At 60.9% G+C, this 20,986-nt stretch carries 14 protein-coding genes, 1 tRNA gene and 1 other RNA gene; 12 read left to right on the top strand and 4 right to left on the bottom strand.

Annotated elements, in window-relative coordinates; all coding sequences use genetic code 11:
- The first annotated feature begins 437 nt into the window (after positions 1-437).
- From ABFD92_03800 to ABFD92_03785, 4 genes are all read left to right on the top strand, one after another.
- Positions 438-653, top strand: a complete 216-nt coding sequence (locus tag ABFD92_03800; protein MEN6503640.1) for a helix-turn-helix transcriptional regulator — start codon at positions 438-440, stop codon at positions 651-653.
- Between the two features lie 73 nt (positions 654-726).
- Positions 727-1,473 carry a DUF932 domain-containing protein gene (locus tag ABFD92_03795; protein MEN6503639.1) on the top strand — a complete coding sequence of 249 codons (747 nt, stop codon included), beginning with the start codon at positions 727-729 and terminating at the stop codon, positions 1,471-1,473.
- Between the two features lie 103 nt (positions 1,474-1,576).
- Positions 1,577-1,963, top strand: coding sequence for a hypothetical protein (locus ABFD92_03790; GenBank protein MEN6503638.1), 387 nt, complete (start codon positions 1,577-1,579; stop codon positions 1,961-1,963).
- Positions 1,960-2,424, top strand: coding sequence for a hypothetical protein (locus tag ABFD92_03785; protein MEN6503637.1), 465 nt, complete (start codon positions 1,960-1,962; stop codon positions 2,422-2,424). The genes ABFD92_03790 and ABFD92_03785 overlap by 4 nt, the downstream gene beginning before the upstream one ends.
- 578 nt (positions 2,425-3,002) lie before the next feature.
- Here the strand turns inward: ABFD92_03785 and ABFD92_03780 are convergent.
- Positions 3,003-3,542: a helix-turn-helix transcriptional regulator gene (locus ABFD92_03780; GenBank protein ID MEN6503636.1), complete on the bottom strand. Its 540-nt coding sequence runs from the start codon at positions 3,540-3,542 to the stop codon at positions 3,003-3,005.
- A gap of 1,978 nt (positions 3,543-5,520) precedes the next feature.
- Here ABFD92_03780 and ABFD92_03775 point away from each other — a divergent pair.
- The 6 genes from ABFD92_03775 (at position 5,521) to ABFD92_03750 (ending at position 16,162) form a co-directional block, all read left to right on the top strand.
- Positions 5,521-7,818, top strand: a complete 2,298-nt coding sequence (locus ABFD92_03775; protein ID MEN6503635.1) for a phage/plasmid primase, P4 family — start codon at positions 5,521-5,523, stop codon at positions 7,816-7,818.
- A 25-nt stretch (positions 7,819-7,843) separates the two neighbouring features.
- The gene (locus ABFD92_03770; GenBank protein MEN6503634.1) at positions 7,844-8,305 is read left to right on the top strand and encodes a helix-turn-helix domain-containing protein; all 462 of its coding nucleotides are present in this window, start codon (positions 7,844-7,846) and stop codon (positions 8,303-8,305) included.
- A gap of 162 nt (positions 8,306-8,467) precedes the next feature.
- Positions 8,468-9,568 (top strand): site-specific integrase, encoded by a 1,101-nt coding sequence (locus ABFD92_03765; protein ID MEN6503633.1) that lies wholly within the window; start codon positions 8,468-8,470, stop codon positions 9,566-9,568.
- 284 nt (positions 9,569-9,852) lie between these two features.
- The gene (locus tag ABFD92_03760; protein ID MEN6503632.1) at positions 9,853-11,961 is read left to right on the top strand and encodes a pyruvate formate lyase family protein; all 2,109 of its coding nucleotides are present in this window, start codon (positions 9,853-9,855) and stop codon (positions 11,959-11,961) included.
- A 201-nt stretch (positions 11,962-12,162) separates the two neighbouring features.
- Positions 12,163-14,679, top strand: coding sequence for a glycoside hydrolase domain-containing protein (locus ABFD92_03755; GenBank protein ID MEN6503631.1), 2,517 nt, complete (start codon positions 12,163-12,165; stop codon positions 14,677-14,679).
- 13 nt (positions 14,680-14,692) lie between these two features.
- Entirely contained in the window at positions 14,693-16,162 is a 1,470-nt protein-coding gene (locus ABFD92_03750; protein ID MEN6503630.1) for a NosD domain-containing protein, read from the top strand.
- 206 nt (positions 16,163-16,368) lie between these two features.
- Here ABFD92_03750 and ABFD92_03745 read toward each other — a convergent pair.
- Both ABFD92_03745 and rnpB read right to left on the bottom strand, forming a co-directional pair.
- A tRNA-Pro gene (locus ABFD92_03745) sits at positions 16,369-16,443 on the bottom strand.
- Between the two features lie 82 nt (positions 16,444-16,525).
- Positions 16,526-17,033: RNase P RNA component class A (rnpB, locus tag ABFD92_03740), an RNA gene on the bottom strand.
- A 91-nt stretch (positions 17,034-17,124) separates the two neighbouring features.
- Between rnpB and ABFD92_03735 the strand changes: the two genes are divergently transcribed.
- On the top strand, positions 17,125-18,642 hold the full coding sequence (locus tag ABFD92_03735) for a HEAT repeat domain-containing protein (GenBank protein MEN6503629.1): 1,518 nt from the start codon (positions 17,125-17,127) through the stop codon (positions 18,640-18,642).
- 4 nt (positions 18,643-18,646) lie between these two features.
- Here ABFD92_03735 and ABFD92_03730 read toward each other — a convergent pair whose 3' ends face one another.
- Positions 18,647-20,047 carry a HAMP domain-containing sensor histidine kinase gene (locus tag ABFD92_03730; protein ID MEN6503628.1) on the bottom strand — a complete coding sequence of 467 codons (1,401 nt, stop codon included), beginning with the start codon at positions 20,045-20,047 and terminating at the stop codon, positions 18,647-18,649.
- 100 nt (positions 20,048-20,147) lie between these two features.
- On the opposite strand from ABFD92_03730, the gene ispD reads away from it, so the two are divergent.
- Complete coding sequence (ispD, locus tag ABFD92_03725) at positions 20,148-20,828, top strand: 2-C-methyl-D-erythritol 4-phosphate cytidylyltransferase (GenBank protein MEN6503627.1); 681 nt, start codon at positions 20,148-20,150, stop codon at positions 20,826-20,828.
- Positions 20,829-20,986: the final 158 nt, after the last annotated feature.

Genomic DNA, 20,986 nt, shown 5'->3' with positions numbered 1-20,986 from the left:
TCTTCCATGCCAGCGAACATAACCCCCACCGCGAAGAAACGAACCACGCATGTGCTTGCCTAGAGAACTAGTGTCCAGGAATTCACGAAACCAACCGCCACCCGTAAGGAACACGGCTACACCTGGGCGCAGAGTCTTCATCTCCTGGTAAAGCAACGTCGCCGCTTGCTCTCGCTGCGCAGCGCAGTTCCATTCAGGAGGGTTGGCTCTGTGTGAGTGAGGGGCCAAACGGTAGAGATTCGACCAAACAACGGCCCTGAACATGCCGCCGCCGTCATGGCCAAAGTGAACGTCGAGGTTTCTGAACAGTCCCCAGAATGCACTTGGCCGCTCATGCATGTCTTTCAAAGACTCCATCGCGCCCTGGACAAACGGGTCTGAGCGGATGTGAACTATAATTCACAGACATAAATGACGTCAACATCTATTTTGGCACCATGTCCTTGGGCCAACAGCTACGAAAAGCACGTCTCTCTGCCGGAATGACGCAGGAAGCGCTGGCTGGCAACGCCGGCGTTTCTCGGGAATATATCAGTCTTCTGGAGTCCGACAAGAAGTCCCCGACCGTGAATATGCTTCTGCGGTTATGTGCGGCCATGAACGTACGCGCCTGGATCCTGTTGCGGCGAGTTCAAGATTCGCAGACGCGCTAGGCATAACCACACATCCTTAAACCATCGTCAGCCTCCGTAACAGTCCCCGTACCCCAGATACAGGAGATTTACAATGCTGAATCTATGCCTTCATTGCGGCTCCCGACACGTCGAGCGGGACCAGATCGAACGTTGCCCCACGCCGACCAGGACCGACACCTGGGTGCCCATTCCGCACTTCCGCCTGCTGGAGCAGGTGGAAGCCACACTGACCGGCGCCGGGCTGAAGATCGTCAACCAGGCCCACGCGATGCCTCACGACGGCCTTCGATACTTCGGCCTGATGCAGGTGACGAACGGCCACAGCCACCAGGACTACGGAATGGTGCTGGGCCTGCGGAACAGCCACGACAAGAGCTTCCCTGCCAGCCTGGCCGTTGGCTCCGGCGTGTTCGTGTGCGACAACATGGCCTTCAGTGCCGAGGTGGTGATCGCCCGCCGGCATACCGTCTTCATCGAGCGCGATCTGCCCGGCCTGGTTGCCGGTGCAGTGGGACGGCTGGGCGATCTGCGCCAGCAGCAGGACGACCGGATCGAGGCATACAAGGCGACCAAGGTCACGCATACGCGAGCCCACGACATGATCGTGCGCGCGGTAGATGCCCGGGTTGTGCCCGTCACTGCCGTGCCCGAGGTTCTCCAGGAATGGCGTCGGCCGCGGCACGCGGAGTTCGCTCAAGGCGGCCAGACGGCATGGCGACTGTTCAATGCCTTCACCGAGGCCGTCAAGGGGCGGAACCTGGAAGCGCTGCCCAGACGAACGCAAGCTCTTCATGGCCTGATGGATGTACTATGCGGCGTCGGATCAAACGCCAATTGAGACGACCGCACCCATGGCTACTGCTAGTAATCGCCAGGGGAGCGGGGAGACTTTTGTCGGTTTTGTCAGCCCTTTTCCCACTACTACCCTAAAAGGAGCCTCAATGAAATCAGAAGCTATACGCGCAGCCCCATGGCTGATCCTCGTGATCCTGTTAGCTATTGGCGGCTGCGATGATTCCGAAACCAAACGCGAACGGCAACGTCAGCAAGAAGTTGCCAGGATGCAGGAGAGTACTGACCAGGAACGACAAGATCTCAACAAGCAGATCCAGAAAGCCCACCAGGAGACGCAGCAAGATCGACGTGTGCTGGTGGCCCAAAAGGAGTTGGCTGAGCAAGATAGATCCACAGCCGTCTTCCTTTGGATCTGCTCATCTACAGCCTTGCTGGTCCTGGTGCTGCTGTTTGCCAGGGAACATCACTTGCGACGCATCCTTGAGAAGCTGATCCGGATGCTGCTCCATTCACCCTCAGGAGACAAACCATGAGATGGATCATCATTGCTGCGGTTGTACTATTCCTGATCTTCCTGGCATCGGGTGGCCATAGGCCGGAGCCTGAGGTCAACACTGAACTGGCATTGGCTGCTCGTAGCGCTGTGGAGATGGCCCAGACTGCCCAGGAGCATAATGACTCGGCATACCTGTCTCCGGGGCGATACCGGATGCTTGCCTTGTCCATGGGTGCTTCGATACCGCTGGCGGCAGTTGCAGTCATGACGTGGCTGGCGACCAGACGTTACCCAGATGACCTGGGTTTGCTCCACGTGATGGAACGGCTGGAAGTGAAGGAACAGGTGGAACAGGTGGAGATGCCCGAGAAGGTCCTGTCAACATCCTCTCAAGGGCAGCTGCCGATGCAAGAAGTGACAGAAGGCGTGTTGCTACAGATGTCAAAACGAGTGCGATGGCTCTGGAAGAAACTGACAAAACCGACAAAAGGCCATTGAGGCCAGGGCTGGGTACATCTGTGGGATGTTGCGGAGTTTGAAGAGGCCGTAGTTTGCTCCGGCCCGCGGGGCATGGCCATGGGTGAGGCGACGAGGATTCGCTGGCAAGCCGTATCCTGTTGCGGCAAATTTACTTAGCGCAGATGAAAGCTATCATCGACCCGTGCCCGCATGTGTAGAATCCCGTGAAAAGGCCTCAGAAAGCCAAGAACAGCGGTTTGCCTATCTTAACATTGGTCAAAACCTGGGTGAGCTGAGGCGGGAACTTGCCCTGGGATTGACGTGGGAGGTGACAGCGGTGACAGCCTTTCCAGAACTATTTATATATTCTCTGCTCGCGAAGACTTTACAGAATTGATGTCACCGCTGTCACCCTGATCCAGCCCATGTAAGATTTCTACAGCTTGTTGGTATGGGCGGCGCTCGGAGTCCTCAGGGCGCGTAGGATCAGTGTTCTTCTTCCGAAGGCATCTATGTAGCCCCCGACGCCGATCGTGGCGCTAGCGCGCGCCTAAGCGCCTTGCTGGGGCGCTGGAACATGTGCGCATCTGTCCCCCTCGGAGTGGGCGCCAGCGGCTCTATTTCTTGGAAGCCTTCTTGGCCTTCCTGCGCACCTGTTTGACCTTGGTCAGGCGAGCCTTCTTCGCCCGGCGCTTCTTCTGAGGTGCCTTTGCTACCGGCTGAGCTTCCAGGGCCTTTCTGGCCTCACGCTTGCCCATCTGCCTGACTTTAGCCAGTGCGGCCTTGGTGGTCTCACGTAGACGCAATACCCCTGTCTTCCTTTCGTACTGATATACCTGCTGCCCAGAGACACCCATCAGCTTGCCGAAATCAGCCTGAGTCAGGTCGAGCCTCTTTCGCAGGCTAATCATCCACTTGCCTGTCACCCTCATCTTCTGGAGCTTCTCGACAGGTGGTGCAGTCACTTCGCTTGTCCGGGCAACCTGTTTGACCAGGAATGTCTTTTCTCGCTGAAGCATTGCAACCTGGCGCTTCAGACGGGCTACGTCACGCTTGAGGCGCACGGTATCCTGCTTCACCTTGGTCATTCCGAACCGCACCTGCTTTGCAGCCAGGCGGTTGATCTCTTCACGAAGTGCTATGGCGATGTTGGGCATGATCTATTCCTCGTTTCAAGGTTACATGGTGCTCTGGGCCACAGTATGTCTTTCCTGATGCAGACAGTCAATTAGATAGCCAGGGGGAGTGAGCATGAATAATAGAGGCTCCCTCGGAACCAGTTCGCCCCATTGAATGTGGTAACTGCCTTACGGTTGACTGGTAGCCTGTGCAGATAGCTGGATATAGAGGGCCCCAGCTGCATAGACACCCTGGAAGCATGATCTGCTGTGCTTCCCTTCACCGGAAACACGGACCACTGTTGACTGGAGATTGGTATCGGGGCAGGCATCGAGACAATGTGCCAGGGGGCAGCAATGCATATGCACGTCACCCTGTCGACCGAAAACACGTAATCGGAGTTGCTGAGCTGCAGACAATATATAGCTGGGGATGGATCCGGGTGGATCCGACTCCTGTCGACTGGAGGTGGGTCGTCAGGATCTACTGGGCCGCAGACAACGTATTGGCCAGGGGTGAATACCGGTGGTGCGCATTTGCCTCACGATCCACTGGAGAATGGTTTTTAGGGAGTTTCCAGATGCCAGGTCGTGAACCAATAAAGAGGGCTTGGCAAGGTAGGGGGAGACCTTGCTAAGCCCAGGCGTGGCAGTTTGGGGGAGAACTGCCAGCGCGGCCACGAACATAATGATGATGGCTGGAGTAGTCAAGAGTGCCGGCCAGTCTGTCTAGGCCAGAGGCAGGGGGCACGGAGGGGTGGATGCTAGGCCAGGGGTGTCTGGACGGGGGCTGTTAACACTGTTAACACCATTTCCATTAAGTATCCACAAAGCAATCAACACTCTTGGAACAATTAATGGGAGAAGCGTTAACAGCGTTAACATGAGGTCGCCCCGCACCCTGGCAAAGGGCCCATGCTGCTTAACACAACATTATTGAGTGCATGCAGCCTGCGAAGATGCATTTCATGAGCATTAATTGCCATCCCAAGGCATTATCCAGGGCTTATATAGTGCCTCTGTAGCGAGCTTGTGAATATTGGTTCAACGGCATCATAAAATATAATTAAATAATCCACGGATTTACTATTGACCAAATCCCCTCTGGCATGGTACCATCTCTGGTAATGTTACTCGACTCCGCTCTTGCAGCTAATAATCAGTGATAAATCATGCCTGCCGGATTAAGTGCCCTCCAACCTTTGATGCCAATGCCAACGCTGGATCTCGTGTGCTGCGGTGATCTCTTCGAGGAATATCACAGCATGGCTATTCTGAATAAACTGACTGCGACTACAGATACTCTAGGAAATTGTCAGGAATTGTCTTGCGCATATTGTCGGTTCGCGCTACTGTAGATGTCATGATTCATCGCAACAAAATAGGGCTTAGGCGAACAATAATCGCCAATAGCTAAAGAAAAGCCCCTGAGTTGCCCCCAATGTTCAGACAATGACTAACTGAAAGGGACAGAATGAGGACAACGCCATGGATAGCAGAGTATTGGGCAGCACCGATCAGAATGGAACAGACACGAATGCACATGATAGTCTAGGACTGGGCTTCACCAGGGGGCAAGCAACCTTACCTGCCAGCGAGGGGATACCAGCAACAGAGAACCCCTCTGGCGATATTCCTCGGCCACTTACCGGACCAGTACATGCCTTGACGCCCAGTGAGGAGCAGATCCTCGCCAGAGCCATGCGGTCTGCCAGAGCCCTCAAGTTTGGCCAACTGTGGATGGGGAAGGAGCCTGCTTGTGAACTGGGTCTCCAGGAGGGCGACCTGGCTTTCTGTGTGGAGCTTGCCTTCTGGTATGCCAAGGATCCGGTTGCCATCGATCGCTTGTTCAGGCACTCCAGACGCTATCGGCCACGATGGGATCAGGCGATCACGGAGGATGGCAGGGCGTACGGTCAAGCCGTCGTAAGCCAGGCAATCTCCCTCCAGCATACCACATACGATCCGCACTTCTACAAACCCGCCCAGAGCCCCGCTCTCTAAGGAGGAATCACACATGATCCAGGCATACGACGAAACCACGATTCTATCTACAACAGAAACCTCCGATATCAGGCCTACCTCTCGCTACGGGGTGGAAGAATCTGATCGGGTTAAGAATGTGAGACTTGGACACAAGATGGGATGGTCCTTCATTCCCCTTGCGGGCAAGAGGCCGTTGATGGAGGAATGGCCCACTGCACCTCGGGAGACCCTCGACCAAGCTCTGGAGTGGGCCAGCAAGGGCAACGTGGGCCTGCGGACCGGCACCGCCTCTGGCATATTGGTTATTGATATCGATCAGGATACCGATCCGCTCGGGTTGCCGACAACGGTAACAGCCAAGACAAGCAGAGGCACACACCATTACTTCAAGGCTCCCAAGTGCAAGATTGGAAACTCAGTTAAGAAGCTGGGAGGGAACATAGATATCAAGTCCGACGGTGGCCAGGTTGTGTATCCGGGCTCTGTGCACCCGGAGACAGGCAAAATCTATCAGTGGATTCCAGGGCTGTCGCCTCAGGATGTAGAGGTATCGGAGCTGCCTGCAGACATCATCCAGAAAATCCTGTCGTTGCAGGAGAAACCGGAACGTAAGGACCTGCATGAGAATCCCGCACCCCTGGCCTGTGGCAACGAGATTGTCCGGAAGGCAATCCAGGAAGTGCGGGAGGCCGAGGAAGGTTCCCGTAACGACACCCTCAATGCCAAAGCATACTTGCTAGGTCGGCGCCTTGAATCAGAAGGTCTGAATAAGAAACAAGTCGAGCTTGTCCTCATTGAGGCGGCGATCGAGGCTGGGCTTTCGGAGGATGAGGCCGCCGATACGACTCGTTCTGGTCTTGAGGCTGGCATTAAGAATCCCGCTGCCAAAGCTGACGAGATCAAGCTGACAGACCTGGGTAACGCCGAGCGGTTTGCCAACCAGCACCGCAACACGGCTTGCTACTGCCAGCCACGGAACAGTTGGTTCATTTGGAATGGCAAGAGATGGGAACGGGACATCCTGCTGCAGGTGCAGAAATCAGCCGAACAAACAATTCTCTCCATCCGCAAGGAAGCCAGAAATGTTCAGGATTTGACAAGAAGGAGGGCCATGGAGGACTTCGCAACGAAGTCTGAGTCCAGATCAAGAGTGGAGGCCATGGTGGACCTGGCGCGTAGCAAACTCGCCGTAAGGCCGGACCAGTTCGATAGCGACCCCTGGCTATTGGCAGTAAATAACGGGGTTATCGACCTAAGAACGGGAGAACTTCGTCCTTCGTTGCCGAAAGACTTTATCACCCACCTCTCCCCGGTTGAATACGACCCCGCCGCTACGTGCCCACAGTGGGAGGCATTCCTGGACAAGATCTTTGCCGGCGAGGCGGACCTCATAGCTTTTATCCAGCGACTGATTGGCTACTGTCTGACAGGAAGCGTAAGTGAGCAGGTTCTGCCGATCTTCTACGGTGACGGCGCCAATGGGAAGTCAACGCTACTTAATCAGCTCAAGGCGGTGATGGGCGACTACGCAGGTCCTGCACCCCATGAACTGCTGACCGTGTCAAAGTTCGAAAAGGCCCCCAACGTGATTGCCGATCTGCAAGGGCTACGTCTCGCTATAGCCTCCGAATCCGACTCCGGCGAAAGGCTCTCTGAGGCACTGGTTAAGCTCCTAACCGGCGGGGACATGCTCAAGGCTCGAAAGCTGTACGAGGATTTCGGGGAGTTTGAACCCACGCACAAGATCATCATGATGACCAACCACAAGCCCCGCATTCAGGGGACAGACGAGGGAATCTGGCGCAGGCTCTTGCTTGTGCCCTTCAACGTGGTGATCCCCAAGGACCAGCAGGACACCAAGCTCACAGAGAAATTGCGGCAAGAACTGCCGGGAATCCTGGCCTGGGCAGTCTGTGGTTGCCTGGAGTGGCAGAAATCGGGTTTGAACCCGCCGGCTTGTGTGTGCGAGGCAACAAAAAGCTTTCGCAAGGAGAGCAACTCCTTCGAGCAGTTCATGGAGGAGAGATGCGTTCCCAACGTTCCCGCTCGCGATACTTGGACCAGCAATGCCTCGCTCCGGGACGCCTACATGGCATACTGCCAGGAAATCGGCGAGAACTCCCCGCTGAATACCCGAGCCATCGCGGCGATCTTGAAAGCAAAAGGTTGCCACACCGTAAGCAGAGGAAGATATGGGCGTGGCTGGGAGGGGATAGCTCTTCTGCCCGAGGACACGGGGCCACCGGAATCAGGTGGCCCAACTGCGGCGGCAGACACCCCGCCCACGAACAGTATTTCAGACACTCCATCTGATTCATCCACCAACTAACCCACCTGAAACAGGAGGCAAAACAATGATCCAACGGAATAACTGCGCGCAGGCGCTCGACAGCAGCGAAGAAACTACCAGCAACATTACGACAGACATCCCAGTGGCCCCTGCCAGGATCGCCCCAGATGGAATCCAGGATCTGGAAGGGTATCTGCCAGTTCAGCGGTCCGCGAACACCCAGGAAGCCAACCCCCGCCGCCATAGCGGCCTGTTCACCGCCCAGCAGGCAGCGATCTATCTCTGCCTGGACATGGTGACGGACGATGGGGCGGCCGCAGTCAGAACCCTTCGGCATTACGTCGATACACGGGAGCTGCGGCCCACCAGGATCGGGAAGTTCAATTTCTTCCACCGGGAAGATCTGGATGACTTCGTCAACCGGCGCCGCAAGCCAGAGCGGGGGCAATCTGCTTCGACAACCACGACCAATTCAGAACGCAAGCCGGCTGGAAACAGACAGCTTGTGCTACGCCAAGGGAGTTAACAAATGGCCACAGAACCTACGGAGCCAAGACTCAAGCTCCACCACGGGGTAATGAAATGGACAACGACTTGGTATGGTGATCAGACTATTTCTGAGTCTGGAAGAGCTAGGCGGTATGCCCATCGCTTTGGGACAGCCGAGGAATTAACTCCGCGCCAAGCGATGGCACGATTCAAGAACTGGCTCGCAAATGAGTGGAAGACCGACCCGCGGCCAGAAGTCGACGGGGATGTTTACGCCGTGGCAGACCTGGCCCAGGACTACCTGGACTACGCCTGCACCTACTTCGTGAAGGACGGAAAAGTCACTGCCCATATCCACACCGTCAAAATGGCTCTCCAGGAACTGGTGGACCTCTACGGAGAGAAACCGGCGGGAGAACTGAGTCCTCCAGATGTGGCTCAATACCGTGACTCGCTGATCAAGGATGCAAGCGGTAAGGTCAGATCGCTGACTACCGTGAACAACCGCCTGCACGTGGTCCAGAAGGCTTACCGCTGGGCCGTCGAGAAGGGACTGGTCACTGTCGAAGCGTGGCAGGGCTTACTGGCTGTTCGCCGGCTGAAGAAGGGCAGGAGCCAGGCCAAGGACCCCAAACGTGTTCGCCCCGTGGCGTGGGAACATGTGGAGGCCACACTCAAGCACTGCTCTCCCACGCTGGGGGCCATGATACGTCTCCACTGGCTGACGGGAATGCGCCCCGGCGAAGTCTGTACGATTCGCCCTTGTGACATCACCTTCAAGGAGAAGTACTGGCTCTACATTCCCCAACGTCACAAATGCGAGCATCTGGACCAAGCGAGAGTGGTGCCTTTGGGACCGCAGGCACAGGAGATCCTGGCCCCTTGGATCAAGGAAGACCCGGAGGCCTACTGCTTTTCGCCGCAGGAATCAGAGCAATGGCGTAAGGAAACCAGACGAGCGGAGCGAAAGACGCCCCTGTATCCTTCACACCTCAAGCATTTGGCAGCGAAGAGAAAGGCTGAGCCCAAACGCCCGGCAGGTGATGTTTTCGATGCCGGCAGCTATCGTCATGCGATCCACAACGCGATCGACAGGGCTAACGCCGATCTTCCGGCTGACAAGCAGGTTCCCTATTGGCACCCGCATCAGTTACGCCACAGTTGGGCCACGAGGATTCGCCAGGAGTTCGGCGTAGAGGCAACCAGCGCCGGCCTGGGGCACACCAACATCGATACCACTGAGCTGTATGCCGAACGAGATATCGAGCGAGCAGTGGAGATTGCTCTGAAAAGCGGCTGAGGGATTGACCGGCGAAAAGTTAAACGCGTCGAGCCCAAGTGCCCCATCTGGACCAGAGTTCGGCCGCCACCACAACGTGTGGGCTTCTGTTCTCCCCGAATGTGCGGGTCGGCCATCTGTCAGGAGTGACATATGAAAGGTGCAACGGCCAATGTCACCGCTATGTCATCAGTGACATGCAGCACTACGAGGCGTTTTCTATGACGGACTGTCAGGGCGCGGTAGAATTGTCTCGATGCCAGCGGCGGTCGCCGGCGGAACCCATTCAGAAGGCCACGTTCAGGATGATCTCGACTACAGTCAGACGCCTGTCCGACTCGACCCGCGAACTGGCCCGTCGCGCGCTGAGCGGGGAATGGGGCAGATCATTGTTCAGCCAGTGCCCGACGTTCGACGGCCGATCGGATCTGGCTGCCGCCAGCGACGAGATCAAGTTCGCCCACAGCGTGAAGATGATCGCTGAACAGGCACCGCTGCGGATCGTGCCGGGTGAAAAGGTGGTCGGTTCGGCCACCCTCCAGGCGGCGACATGTCACCAGTTGCCCGTCCTGGTCGACGGCAAAGCCGCATTCGGCAGCACCAGTCATACCACGCTGGGATTCGAGCGGCTGCTCCAGGTCGGCTACGACGGCTTGCGGCGGCAGATCGCCCAGCGCCTGGCGCGCGGCGACGTGGACGACAAGGGGCGGGATTTCCTGGCAGCCCTGAATGTGTGTCTGGACGCCGCGGCGATCTGGCATCGACGCTACATGGACCTGCTGAACGAGCGGATCGCCGGCTCGTCCGGCGCTCAGCGAGAGACCTATCAGCAGACGGCCGATGCGCTAGCTGCCGTAGCGGGGTCCCCGCCGGCGAACTTCCGCCAGGCGGTGCAGGTCCTGTGGCTGGCCTTCGCGTTTCAGCGGCTCTGCGGCAACTGGCCGGGGATCGGGCGGATCGACAAGATGCTGGGGCCCTTCCTCTCGCGCGACTTGGCGGCTGGCCGGATGACGCTGGACGAGGCGAGGGAACTGCTGGCCCACTTCTGGATCAAGGGGTGCGACTGGGTCGGCGCACACGCCGGGCCGGGATCGGGCGACGCGCAGTACTACCAGAACATCGTGCTGGGCGGCGTCGACGAGGCCGGTCGCGAAATCCTCAACGACGTGACCTACCTCGTGCTGGACGTGGTGGAGGAACTGGGGATCAATGAGTTCCCCATAGCCGTGCGTGTACGGACGGGCTCGCCGGAGCCCCTCTTACGGCGCATTGCCCAGGTGCAGCGGCTGGGCGGGGGCATCGTGGCGGTCTACAACGACGCCCAGATCATCCAGAGCCTGGTCGATTTCGGCTATCGCCCCGAGGAGGCTCGCGATTTTGCCAACGACGGCTGCTGGGAGATTCTCGTCCCCGGCAAGACGAATTTCGGCTATTGCCCGTTCGACGTGCTTTCCATCCTGCAGCAGACGTTGGGCGTCAAGGGTGACGGCAGAGCGGCGAGCTACGCTTCCTTCGAAGCTCTTTACGCCGCGTTCCGTGCTCGCCTGGCGGCCCAGGTTGACGAAATCCAGCGGCAGATCGACGGTGCCAAGAACGGGTATCCTTCGCCGCTGGCGTCTCTGCTGGTTGAAGACTGCATCGAACGCGCCCGCGGGTACAACGACGGCGGACCCCAGTACACCGTCCGTGCCCCGCATGCAGGCGGACTGGCCGACGCGGGCAACAGCCTGCTGGCCATCCGCAGGCTGGTCTACGATGAGCGGCGGATCCCGCTGGGGGAACTGGTGCGCATCCTCCGCCAAGATTGGTCCGGCCACGAGGACCTGCGGCAGTACGCGCTGCACCGCGTGGGGGCCTACGGCAACGCCGATGGCGCCGCCGACGCCTTGACCAAGCGGGTCTTCGACGACTTTCTGGCGGCTGTTGCCGCGGTGCAGGAACGCAACGGCATCGTGCGGCCGCCCGGCGTGAGCACGTTCGGCCGCGAGATCGAGTGGCGGCATCAGCGGGGCGCGATAGCCGCCGGGCGAAAGGACGGCGACATTCTGGCCCTGAACTTCTCGCCTTCGCCTGGCACTGACCTCAAGGGTCCGACGGCGGTCATCGAGAGCCACTGCTCGATGGACCTCAGGCGGCTGACTAACGGCACGGCGCTGGAACTCAAGATGGACCCCACCGCCGTCTCCGGCGACAAAGGCGTTGAGACTCTGGCGGCGCTGGTACAGACCTTCCTGCGGTTGGGCGGCATCTTCCTGCACATCGACGTGGTGGACGACCGAGTGCTCCGCGACGCCCAAGCACACCCGGAGATGTACCAGGGTCTGGCCGTCCGCGTCTCGGGCTGGTCCGCGCGGTTTGTGACGCTGAACCGCGACTGGCAGGAGATGATCATCGCGCGGACAATACAGAAGTGAGGCCGAACTTGCCGTTGCTCTAGATGCCTTGCGTTAGCGTTGCATCGAGTATATTCGTGAACAGAGGACGACATGGCGATACCGAGAGTCTACGCCGTAGCGCTTGCCGGGGCAATCGCGATGGGGACAGTCCTGGCAGAGGTGAACATGCCTTCAGGCAGGACGACCGCGATGGTCCACGACCCGAAAGTGAGAAGCGACATGGATGACCTTGCCAGCGCCGAGGATGTGGCGAAGTTCGTCGGCACACTGAAAAACGACTGGACGTTGTTTGTTGAAGACCGGGCGCACTCGATCCGCAAGGCCGCCGGCCTGCCGCGTCGATGGATCAACAATCTGCCGGGGCACACCGGCGTCTTTGTCGGCACGGCACAGCCGGGGGAGTTCTACGTTTTCCAGGTCGGCTTGTTCGCAGCCAAAGCGGCGACAGGGCCTCTGGTGGTTCACTGTGAGAATCTGCCCGGTATCCGCTGCTTCAACCTCGGCGGCACAGACTTTCTCGGGCGGGCCTTTACCAAGACGGTCAACGTCGAGAAGGGGCGCCTCCAGGCCCTCTGGTTCGGCATGGACGTCCCAAAGAATGTTGCCGGGCCGATCCGCGGCAGGATCGTAATCACGGCGGGAGGCGTTTCGCAGGCGGTCGAGGTAAGACTGACCGTCGAGGGAGCGCCGCTGGATGACCACGGCGACCACGATGCCAAACGACTGTCGCGGCTGCGATGGCTCGATTCGACCATCGGCCTGGACGACCGCGTCGTCACGCGGCCGTTCACGCCGGTCGTCCGCGACGGCCGGACGCTGAAGATTCTCGGCCGCGACCTTGCGCTGGGCGAAGACGGGCTGCCTGCGCAGATCAGGTCATTCTTCAATGCCGACAACACTGCCATTGCCGGCAAGGCGACCCGAAAGTTGCTGTCGGCGCCGCTGCGGTTCGTGGTGGAAACGGACGAAGGCAGCGTGACGTTCGAGGCCTCCGAGATCCGGTTCACCCGCGAGTCGGAAGGCGCGGTGAACTGGCGGGCTGAATCGAAGGCCTCCGGGATGCGCCTCGACGTCGAGGGCCTGCTGGAATACGACGGCTTTGCCGATATTCGTTGCCGCCTCGCCGCGGCGCGGGCGGTGAAGGTGAAAGACATTCGCCTGGAGGTGGCCGTGGCGCCCGGGGCGGACGAGTATTTCATGGGGCTGACGCAAGCCGGCGGCCGCTGCCCGGCCTCGCTGGACTGGAAGTGGAACCCCAGCTTTCATCAGGACGGCTTCTGGATCGGGGCGGTCAACGGGGGCTTCAAGCTCCAGTTGTACGGCGCGAACTGGCGCAAGCCGCTGATCAACTGCTACTACCACTGGCGCCGGTTGATGGTCCCGGAGTCGTGGGGCACCGGCGGCATCCGGTTGAACAAATCCGCCGCCGGCACAAGGGCGGTCGCCTACACCGGCCCGCGCGAACTGGTCGCAGGCCGGCCGCTGGACTTCAACTTCCGGCTGCTCCTGACGCCATTCAAGCCGCTCAATACCCAGGAGCAGTGGACCTTGCGCTACCAGCACGGCGGAGACGACCGCGATCCCGCCCGCGTCAAGGCCGGGGGGGCGAACATCCTCAACATCCACCATAGTCATCAAGCCAACCCCGTCATCAACTATCCGTACTACGAATCGTCGATGCCGCTGTTGAAGAAGGTGGTCGCCGACGCTCACGCCAGCGGCCTGAAGGTGAAGATCTACTACACGACCCGCGAGATCACGAACAACCTGAGCGAGCTCTTCGCCTTCTGGTCTCTAGGGGGTGAGATCATCTGTGCCAGCCCGGGTCTCGATGGCGTCAAGGCCCGCCCGCTCACAAACCCGGAGGGTCCCCATCCATGGCTGGTCGAGCATCTCGGCGATAGCGGCTTCATCCCCGCCTGGCGCACGGAACTGCGCGGGGCGTACAAGGGCATGCTCGATCTGGCCGTCATCACCACGCCGGATTCCCGGCTCGACAACTTCTATCTCGAGGGACTGGCTTTTACGCTGAGGGAAACCGGCATCGACGGCCTGTACATCGACGACACGGCGCTAGGGCGCAAAGCATTCCAGCGTGCCCACCGGATCTTCGAGGCGGCCGGCAAACCGCTGCTGGCCGACCTGCATTCGTGGAATCACACGCACCCGACGGCCGGCAACATCGCGTCGGCCTACGTGTTCATGGAGAACTTCCCTTACGTCCACCGTCTCTGGTTTGGCGAAGGCCACGATTGCAACCTCCCGCCCGACCAGATGCTGGTCCAGCAAGCCGGCATTCCGTTCGGCCTGATGAGCGAAATGCTCGACAAGCCCAACCCCTGGCACGGTATGGTGTTCGGCGAGGTCACGCGCCGAGGCTGGTCCGGCGACCCGCGGCCGATCTGGAAACTCTGGGACGAGTTCGGCATGGCCGGCGTCGAACTGCACGGCTGGTGGAACCCCGCCTGCCCTGTGAAAACCGACAACGCCAGCGTGCTCGCCACCGTATATCGCAAGGCCGGAAAGAGCCTCATCGCCCTGGCAAGCTGGGCGCCGGAGAAGACCGAGGTCAAACTCACGGTGGACTGGAAGGCCCTTGGCCTCGACCCGGCCGGGACCGTGCTGCGCGCGCCGGCCATTGAACAATTCCAGCCGGCATCGTCCTTTGCCCCCGACGCCCGCATTCCGGTTGATCCGGGTCGCGGCTGGCTTCTGATCGCGTCTGAAGAGGATTGAGCACGTGAACGCGATGATGAAAGCAGTGGTAACCGGGTGTTCTCTGATGCTGATAGTGTCTGCATTTCTGCTGGCGGCTTTGCCCAGCGCGCATTGTGACGAAGTCGCGACGACGATGCCGTCAACCAGCACTTTGGGCGGAGGAGTCTTTGTCGTCGCACCCGATGGCGATGACCGCAACCCAGGAACGGTGTTGCAGCCCTGGAAAACGCTGCAGAAAGCGGCCTACTCCGTTCAACCGGGAGACGCCGTGTTTGTCCGGAAGGGCCAGTACGCTGCCGGGCTGATCATCAAACGCAGCGGGACCGCCGAATCGCCCATCCGCTTCCGCAATTTCCCGGGCGAAGAGCCGGTGATCGACGGCCGGCGGGAGCACTACTTTGGGATCCTCCTGCACCAGGTCAGGTTTATTCATGTTCGCGGGTTCAGCATACGCAACATCATCCAGGACCGCGCCAGGAAGACACGGGATAAGCCGGGATATAGCTATCCGCCCGGCGGCATCGCACTGATAGACTCATCCGACAATGTCGTTGAAGGAAACATGATACGCACCGGCGGGGAGCGCCATTCGCCTGACGAGATCGAAGTGGGTGCCACCGGCATCCGGCTGTACAGTGCCAACCCGAGCAAAGGGTGCCACCGGAATCTGCTTCGCGGCAATGAGTGTTTTCATTGCAGCAGCGGCGCACACATCCTGGGGCCGGGCAGCGGCAACATGTTCGAGGGGAATCTGTTCCGGGATAATCAGGAGCTCCGAGAACACTCTGACGGGGCGGGACAGGATGCTTTAAGACGCGTCGCGGGCAAGACGCCTGCCCAGGGCGAACCCCCGGTTACACCGCGGGCTTCCATCTACCGCTACAACGTCTGCACGGATAACTCCGATGACGGGCTGGACATGTGGGTCAGCACGGGGAATCTGATCGAGTACAACTTCGTCAGCGGCAGCGGCATGGGCCCGAAGAAGGGCGATGGCAACGGCTACAAGATGGGTCCGGGAGGCCGCAACACGATCCGATACTGCTTGGCGTATCGTAATCGTGCGCGTGCCTTCGATGACAACGCGGGCGGCAATAACACCTGGCAGAACAATGTCGCCTTCGGCAACGGAAGCCCCGGCGCAAAAGGGGCGACGGTGCTCAAGACTGAAGACGAGTGGAAGAAAAACAAACTAAGACAGGACATTCAACGCAGGATCGACGCGTTCAGGGATGGACTGGTCGAAACCATTCCGCCGGGACCTCCCGGCAATGTTCAAAGAACGGCCGCCGGTCTGACGTGGACAGCACCGGCACCGGCCGAAGACGGAGACGTCGCGGTCTGCTACCTCATCTTCGCTGACGAGCGAGTCATCGCCGTCACTTATGGTGAGTCCTTCGCTCTGCCACCTGGCGTCAAGGGTCAGCTCTCGGTCTGTTCGGTGGATGATTCCTATCGGGACAACCAAAGTGGGCGTGTGAACGCAGCGGAACCAAGATAATACATCCACCTCAACACGGCCGAGATGATCTCAGGTTGACTGCCTCTGACTCATGGAAAGGCAATTTCTTCGTGGGGGGCGGACATGCCGGCTTGGGGGCTGGTAAATGCTATGAACCTAAGGCATTGAGCAGATTTGGGGACCGGATTGGGGACCGGGGACTTACGACGACTTTTTCAAATCGTCGTAAGTCCTTATCCCAAAAGTCGGAGCGACTAGATTTGAACTAGCGACCTCTGCGTCCCGAACGCAGCGCTCTAGCCAAGCTGAGCTACGCTCCGTGTTGCGACTGGCTTTTATACGCGATTGCGCCTGGGAAAACAAGACCCAATCGTCAAGGGGCCTGCCGCCACTCAATAATGCCCTGTCCGCTGCACTGTAAGCCGAGTTCTGTCGACGAGCCCGCCGGGCATGCGGAACCGCCTGAAGACCATTTATCTCGACCCGCCGTTGCCGACGGGCTCTGCCCCGTGCGGGCGAACCCGCGCGGCGCACGCAGCCTACCCACGATCGCGCCGCGACGGACAAATCCGTCGAAGCGGGCCTGAGCCGGGCCTGCGATCGCTGCTTGGCTTTGCACCCGGTGGGGTTTGCCTTGCCGCCGCTGTCACCAACGACGCGGTGCGCTCTTACCGCACCATTTCACCCTTACCCGCGGCGAGGCTCTTGACGGGGGCTCTGAGCGGCAAGCCGCTCCCTCACCGCCGGCGGTATCTTTTCTGTGGCACTTTCCCTATCCCGCTTCGCCGGGGGCGACGCGGGACGGTGGGCGTTACCCACCACCGTGGCTCATTGGTGCTCGGACTTTCCTCTCCTTCGACAGGTCAGGGCAAGCCCCGCGCGTCTGGGGAGCGGTCTTCCGCGCATCGGACAAATCATATTATACCCCGTCCGCGCCGGATGTGGTATTCTACCTCGCCGGGCAGGGGAGATTATCTGACCGGCCCCCAGGAGCAGTTGCCATGATGCATCACATGCAGTCGCCCCGCCGGCGCATCGGCTACGCGGGGATCAGCGCCATCGCCGCCGCGACGCTTTGGTGCGCCGCCGGTGCGGCGGTCGCCCAGGACTACATGACCGCGCTGAACTACCTGTCGGCCGCCCTGGCCGACGGGTCCAAGACCCGCAGCATCCTTCCGGCGCTGCGGGCGACTCGCGATCCGGGATTGCTGCCGCTGTTTGCGGCCCTGAGCCGCTGCGGCGACCGCGAGTTGCGAGCCTTCGCCGTCGAGGCCCTGGGCGAATACGGTACTCCCGAGGCCGCCGCCGCGCTCAAGGAGCGGGTCTGGTCCGACCCCAGCAACGAGATTCGCGCCGGGGCTCTGGTCCACCTGGGACCGCTGAAGATTCTGACGGACCAGGACCTGCTGGAGGTGGTGGACAAGATTGGCGACGAGAACGTCCGCTCGCTGGCGGCCGACATGCTCGCCCAGGGCGCCGGCGGCAGCAAAGCTGTTCCAGCCCTGCGAACGCTGGCCAAGTCGAGAGATTCCACCATCCGGACGACGGCGCAGTTGTCGCTGCTCAAGATGGGGATCGAAGACCACAAGGCCGATCTGGTCAAGGCGGTGGAGGATATCAAGACCTCCGACGCGGTGGTGAGCCTCCTGGTGCGCAAGATCGGCCAGGGCAAGATCGCCTCGGCGGTCTCTTTGGCGCGGCAGGTGGCGCAGTCGGATCGCTCCGCGCCGGTGCGTGTGGCCGCCTATGCGGCGCTGGTGGATATATCGCCCGGCGACGTGCAGGTGGTGCGCACGGCGCTGCAGGGATCGGAGCTGACGATCTTCAAGATCTACCTGCTCAAGATCGTCTCCAAGAGCCCGCAGGCCCAGCAGCATCTGACGATCCTGGCGTCTGATCCCAACCCGTCGGTGGCCGCCCTGGTGCGGTTGGAGTTGGCGCGCCTTCGCGGTGGGCTCGAGGTCAGCGCCGCGGTCGCGGCGGCGTTGAAACTGGGCCACCCGATCGTTGTGGACTACGTGATCGAGTGCGCCCGAAAGGACATGGCCGCACGGGGCCCGCTGGCTGAAGCGTACGTTCCGCCGCTGCTGGCGTACATCCGCAGCCTCGATGCACCGGGCGCCACGCTCGGGGCCAATCACATCCGCGGCGCGATGGCCGCGACGCTGCTGATGAACCTGGGTACGCGGCAGGCGATGGACAGCCTGCACGAGATCGCCACCGGACGCTACGGCAGCGGCGTGCGGATGGTCGGCGGGGCGCTGATGCGGACCACTAATCCCGAAACCATCGGCCTGGCCAGGGTGCTGATCAAGAGTTCCTACCAGGAAGCCGTCTTCGACGGGGCGCTGACCTTGGCGCGATTCGAGCAGCCCGAGGCCCTGCCGGCGCTGCGGAAGATCGTCGACAGCCCCGACCCCGCCCAGCCCGGCGCCACGGCGATGGCCGCATGGTACGTGCTGAAACTCTCGGGCAAAGGCCCCGCGGCAGCCCGGGCGCTGGCCGAGCAGATCAAATAGCGCATCACCGCGGCGGCAGCGTCACTTCGAAGACCGTGCCCTCGTCGATGCGGCTGGAGACCTTGAGGTGGAGGCGGTGCCGAGTGACGATGTCGCGCACGATCGCCAAACCCAGTCCGGAGGATTCGCTGTTGTGCTGGACTGCCGTCGACGTGCGGTAGTACGGTTCAAAAATGCGGGGCAGTTTTTCAGGCTCGATCCCGATGCCATGGTCTTCGATGCATGCCACGGCGCGGCCGCTGTCGTCGCGGTTGCAGCTCACGCGAACCTGCCCGCCGGGGAACGAGTAGAGCACGGCGTTGGTGACGAGATTTCCAAAGAGCATCTTGAGATGCTCCTCGACGCCGCGCGTGGGCGCCGGCTGCAGCGATTCGATCAGCGTCACGCAGCGTTCCGTGGCGCGGTCGCGCACCTGCTGGCAGCACCACGCCAGCACGTCGGCGACGTCCAGGTCAGTCGCTTCGGCGGGGGCCTCGCTGAGGGACTGGAGATTGGCCAGCAGCAGCATGTCATGGATGGCGCCGGCCAGGCGCCGGGCGCGGGCGTCGATCCGCCGCACGATAGGCAAGGCGGCTTCGCTGAGCGGTCCGGCATAGCCGTTGAGCAGCAACTGGGTGTTGGCCTCGATGGCGGCGAAGGGCGCCTTGAGCTCGTGCGTGGTCTGCAGCATGTGCCGCGTGCGTTCCTGGCGGGCGTGTTCGAGGCGGCGATTGGCCGCGGCCAACTCGCTGCCGCGCCGCCGCACCAGTTCCGACAGCATCGACGCCAGGTACCACACCACGAACATGAAGACGATCACCAGCGTGAAGTTGACCCACTCGACCGACTGCGGCTGAACCGGCGCCGCCGACCAGAGGCTTGCTCGTGCGAGCCATCCGGCTTGCTCGGCCGATACGCACACCGCGAACATCGCTGCCGCAAGCATCGCCACCGCCAGGCTCTGCCGCCGCGAGAAGAAGATGCACGACAGAACGATGTGAAACAGATATGCCCCGGCTGCAAACGTGCTCAAGCTGCCGACGAAGTAGACCACGCCCGTCAGCGCCACAAGATCCAGGACGATCTGCGCCCAGAGCAACGCCTGGGCGCGGCGGCGGCTGGCGCCAACCCGCCGCGCCTGGGTGATGTAGATGACGTTCGCAACCGCCAGCGCCGCCGCCAGCACCCAAGGCCACAGCGGGTGCTTGCGCAGCGCCATCGTCTCAGACAGAGCCGGCAGGGATGTGGCCGCGCCGACGGCCGCCAGCACGGCGGCCACCATCCAGCGGAAGCGACAGAACATGGCGATGTTCTGCAGGAGGATATCCACCGGAACGGCGTGGTCCCGGGCGGTATCCGCGTCGGGAGCCTGGGCCGACGGCGCCAAAGGCAGTTCGTACGTCGCTCTCTCACCGGTACCGGCCAAGGTCGCTCCTTGATAGAAACGAGTCCATAAAAGTGTAGGGAGGGATGGAGCGGGAAACCAGCCATTGTTCCGCGGACGGGCGGGCATTACGATGTTGCCCATGCGTAACGTGTCGGTCATCATTCCTGCCGCCGGCGCCTCCAGGCGGTTCGGCGGGCCCGTCAGCAAGATCTTCGCCCCTCTTGGCGGGCGAGCGGTGCTGCTGCGCACGCTGGATGTCTTCGCCGCGCGGGGGGAGGTGCTGGAGATTCTGGTGCCCGTCTCGCCCGACGACATGGCGGGCGTGCGCGAACGTTACGGCGCGGAACTCGACCGCATGAAGGTGCGGCTGATCGCCGGCGGGGCGATGCGCAGCGATTCTGTTCGCGCCGCCCTGGCGGCTGTTGATGAGCGGGCCGAGCTGGTCTGCGTGCATGACGCGGTGCGCCCGTGCGTCAGCCAGGAGTGCCTGGACCGTGTGCTGCTCGAGGCCGCCCGCAGCGGCTCGGCGATTCTCGCCTGGCCGATCCACGGGACGGTCAAACGCGTCAGCTCCGATGGCGTGATCGAGGCGACGGTCGACCGCAGCGGTCTGTGGGAAGCCCAGACGCCGCAGGTGTTCCGGCTGGACATTCTCCGCGCCGCCTATGCCGGCGACGCTCAAGCCACTGACGACGCCCACCTGGTGCAACTGGCGGGTTTCGACGTACGCGTAGTCGCCGGAGACGCCCGCAACGTCAAGATCACCATGCCGGCCGACCTGGAGTTCGCCCAGACGCTGCTCAATTCTATCGGCCAGTGAGCCTGAGCCCGCCAAAGGGCCGCCCCGCGGTGTCTTTTTTTCCTTCCAGTGACAATTATCGCCACTCAAATTTGCCCGCGGCGGATTTGTGGCCTATGTTGATAAATGGAATCACCAGCCTCTCGACTCAAGGCCCATGTGGCCATGCTCCTCGAGAG

This window comes from Planctomycetaceae bacterium (assembly GCA_039680605.1).
Taxonomy (GTDB): domain Bacteria; phylum Planctomycetota; class Phycisphaerae; order SM23-33; family SM23-33; genus JAJFUU01.
This window is presented reverse-complemented; position numbering and strand designations above follow the sequence as displayed.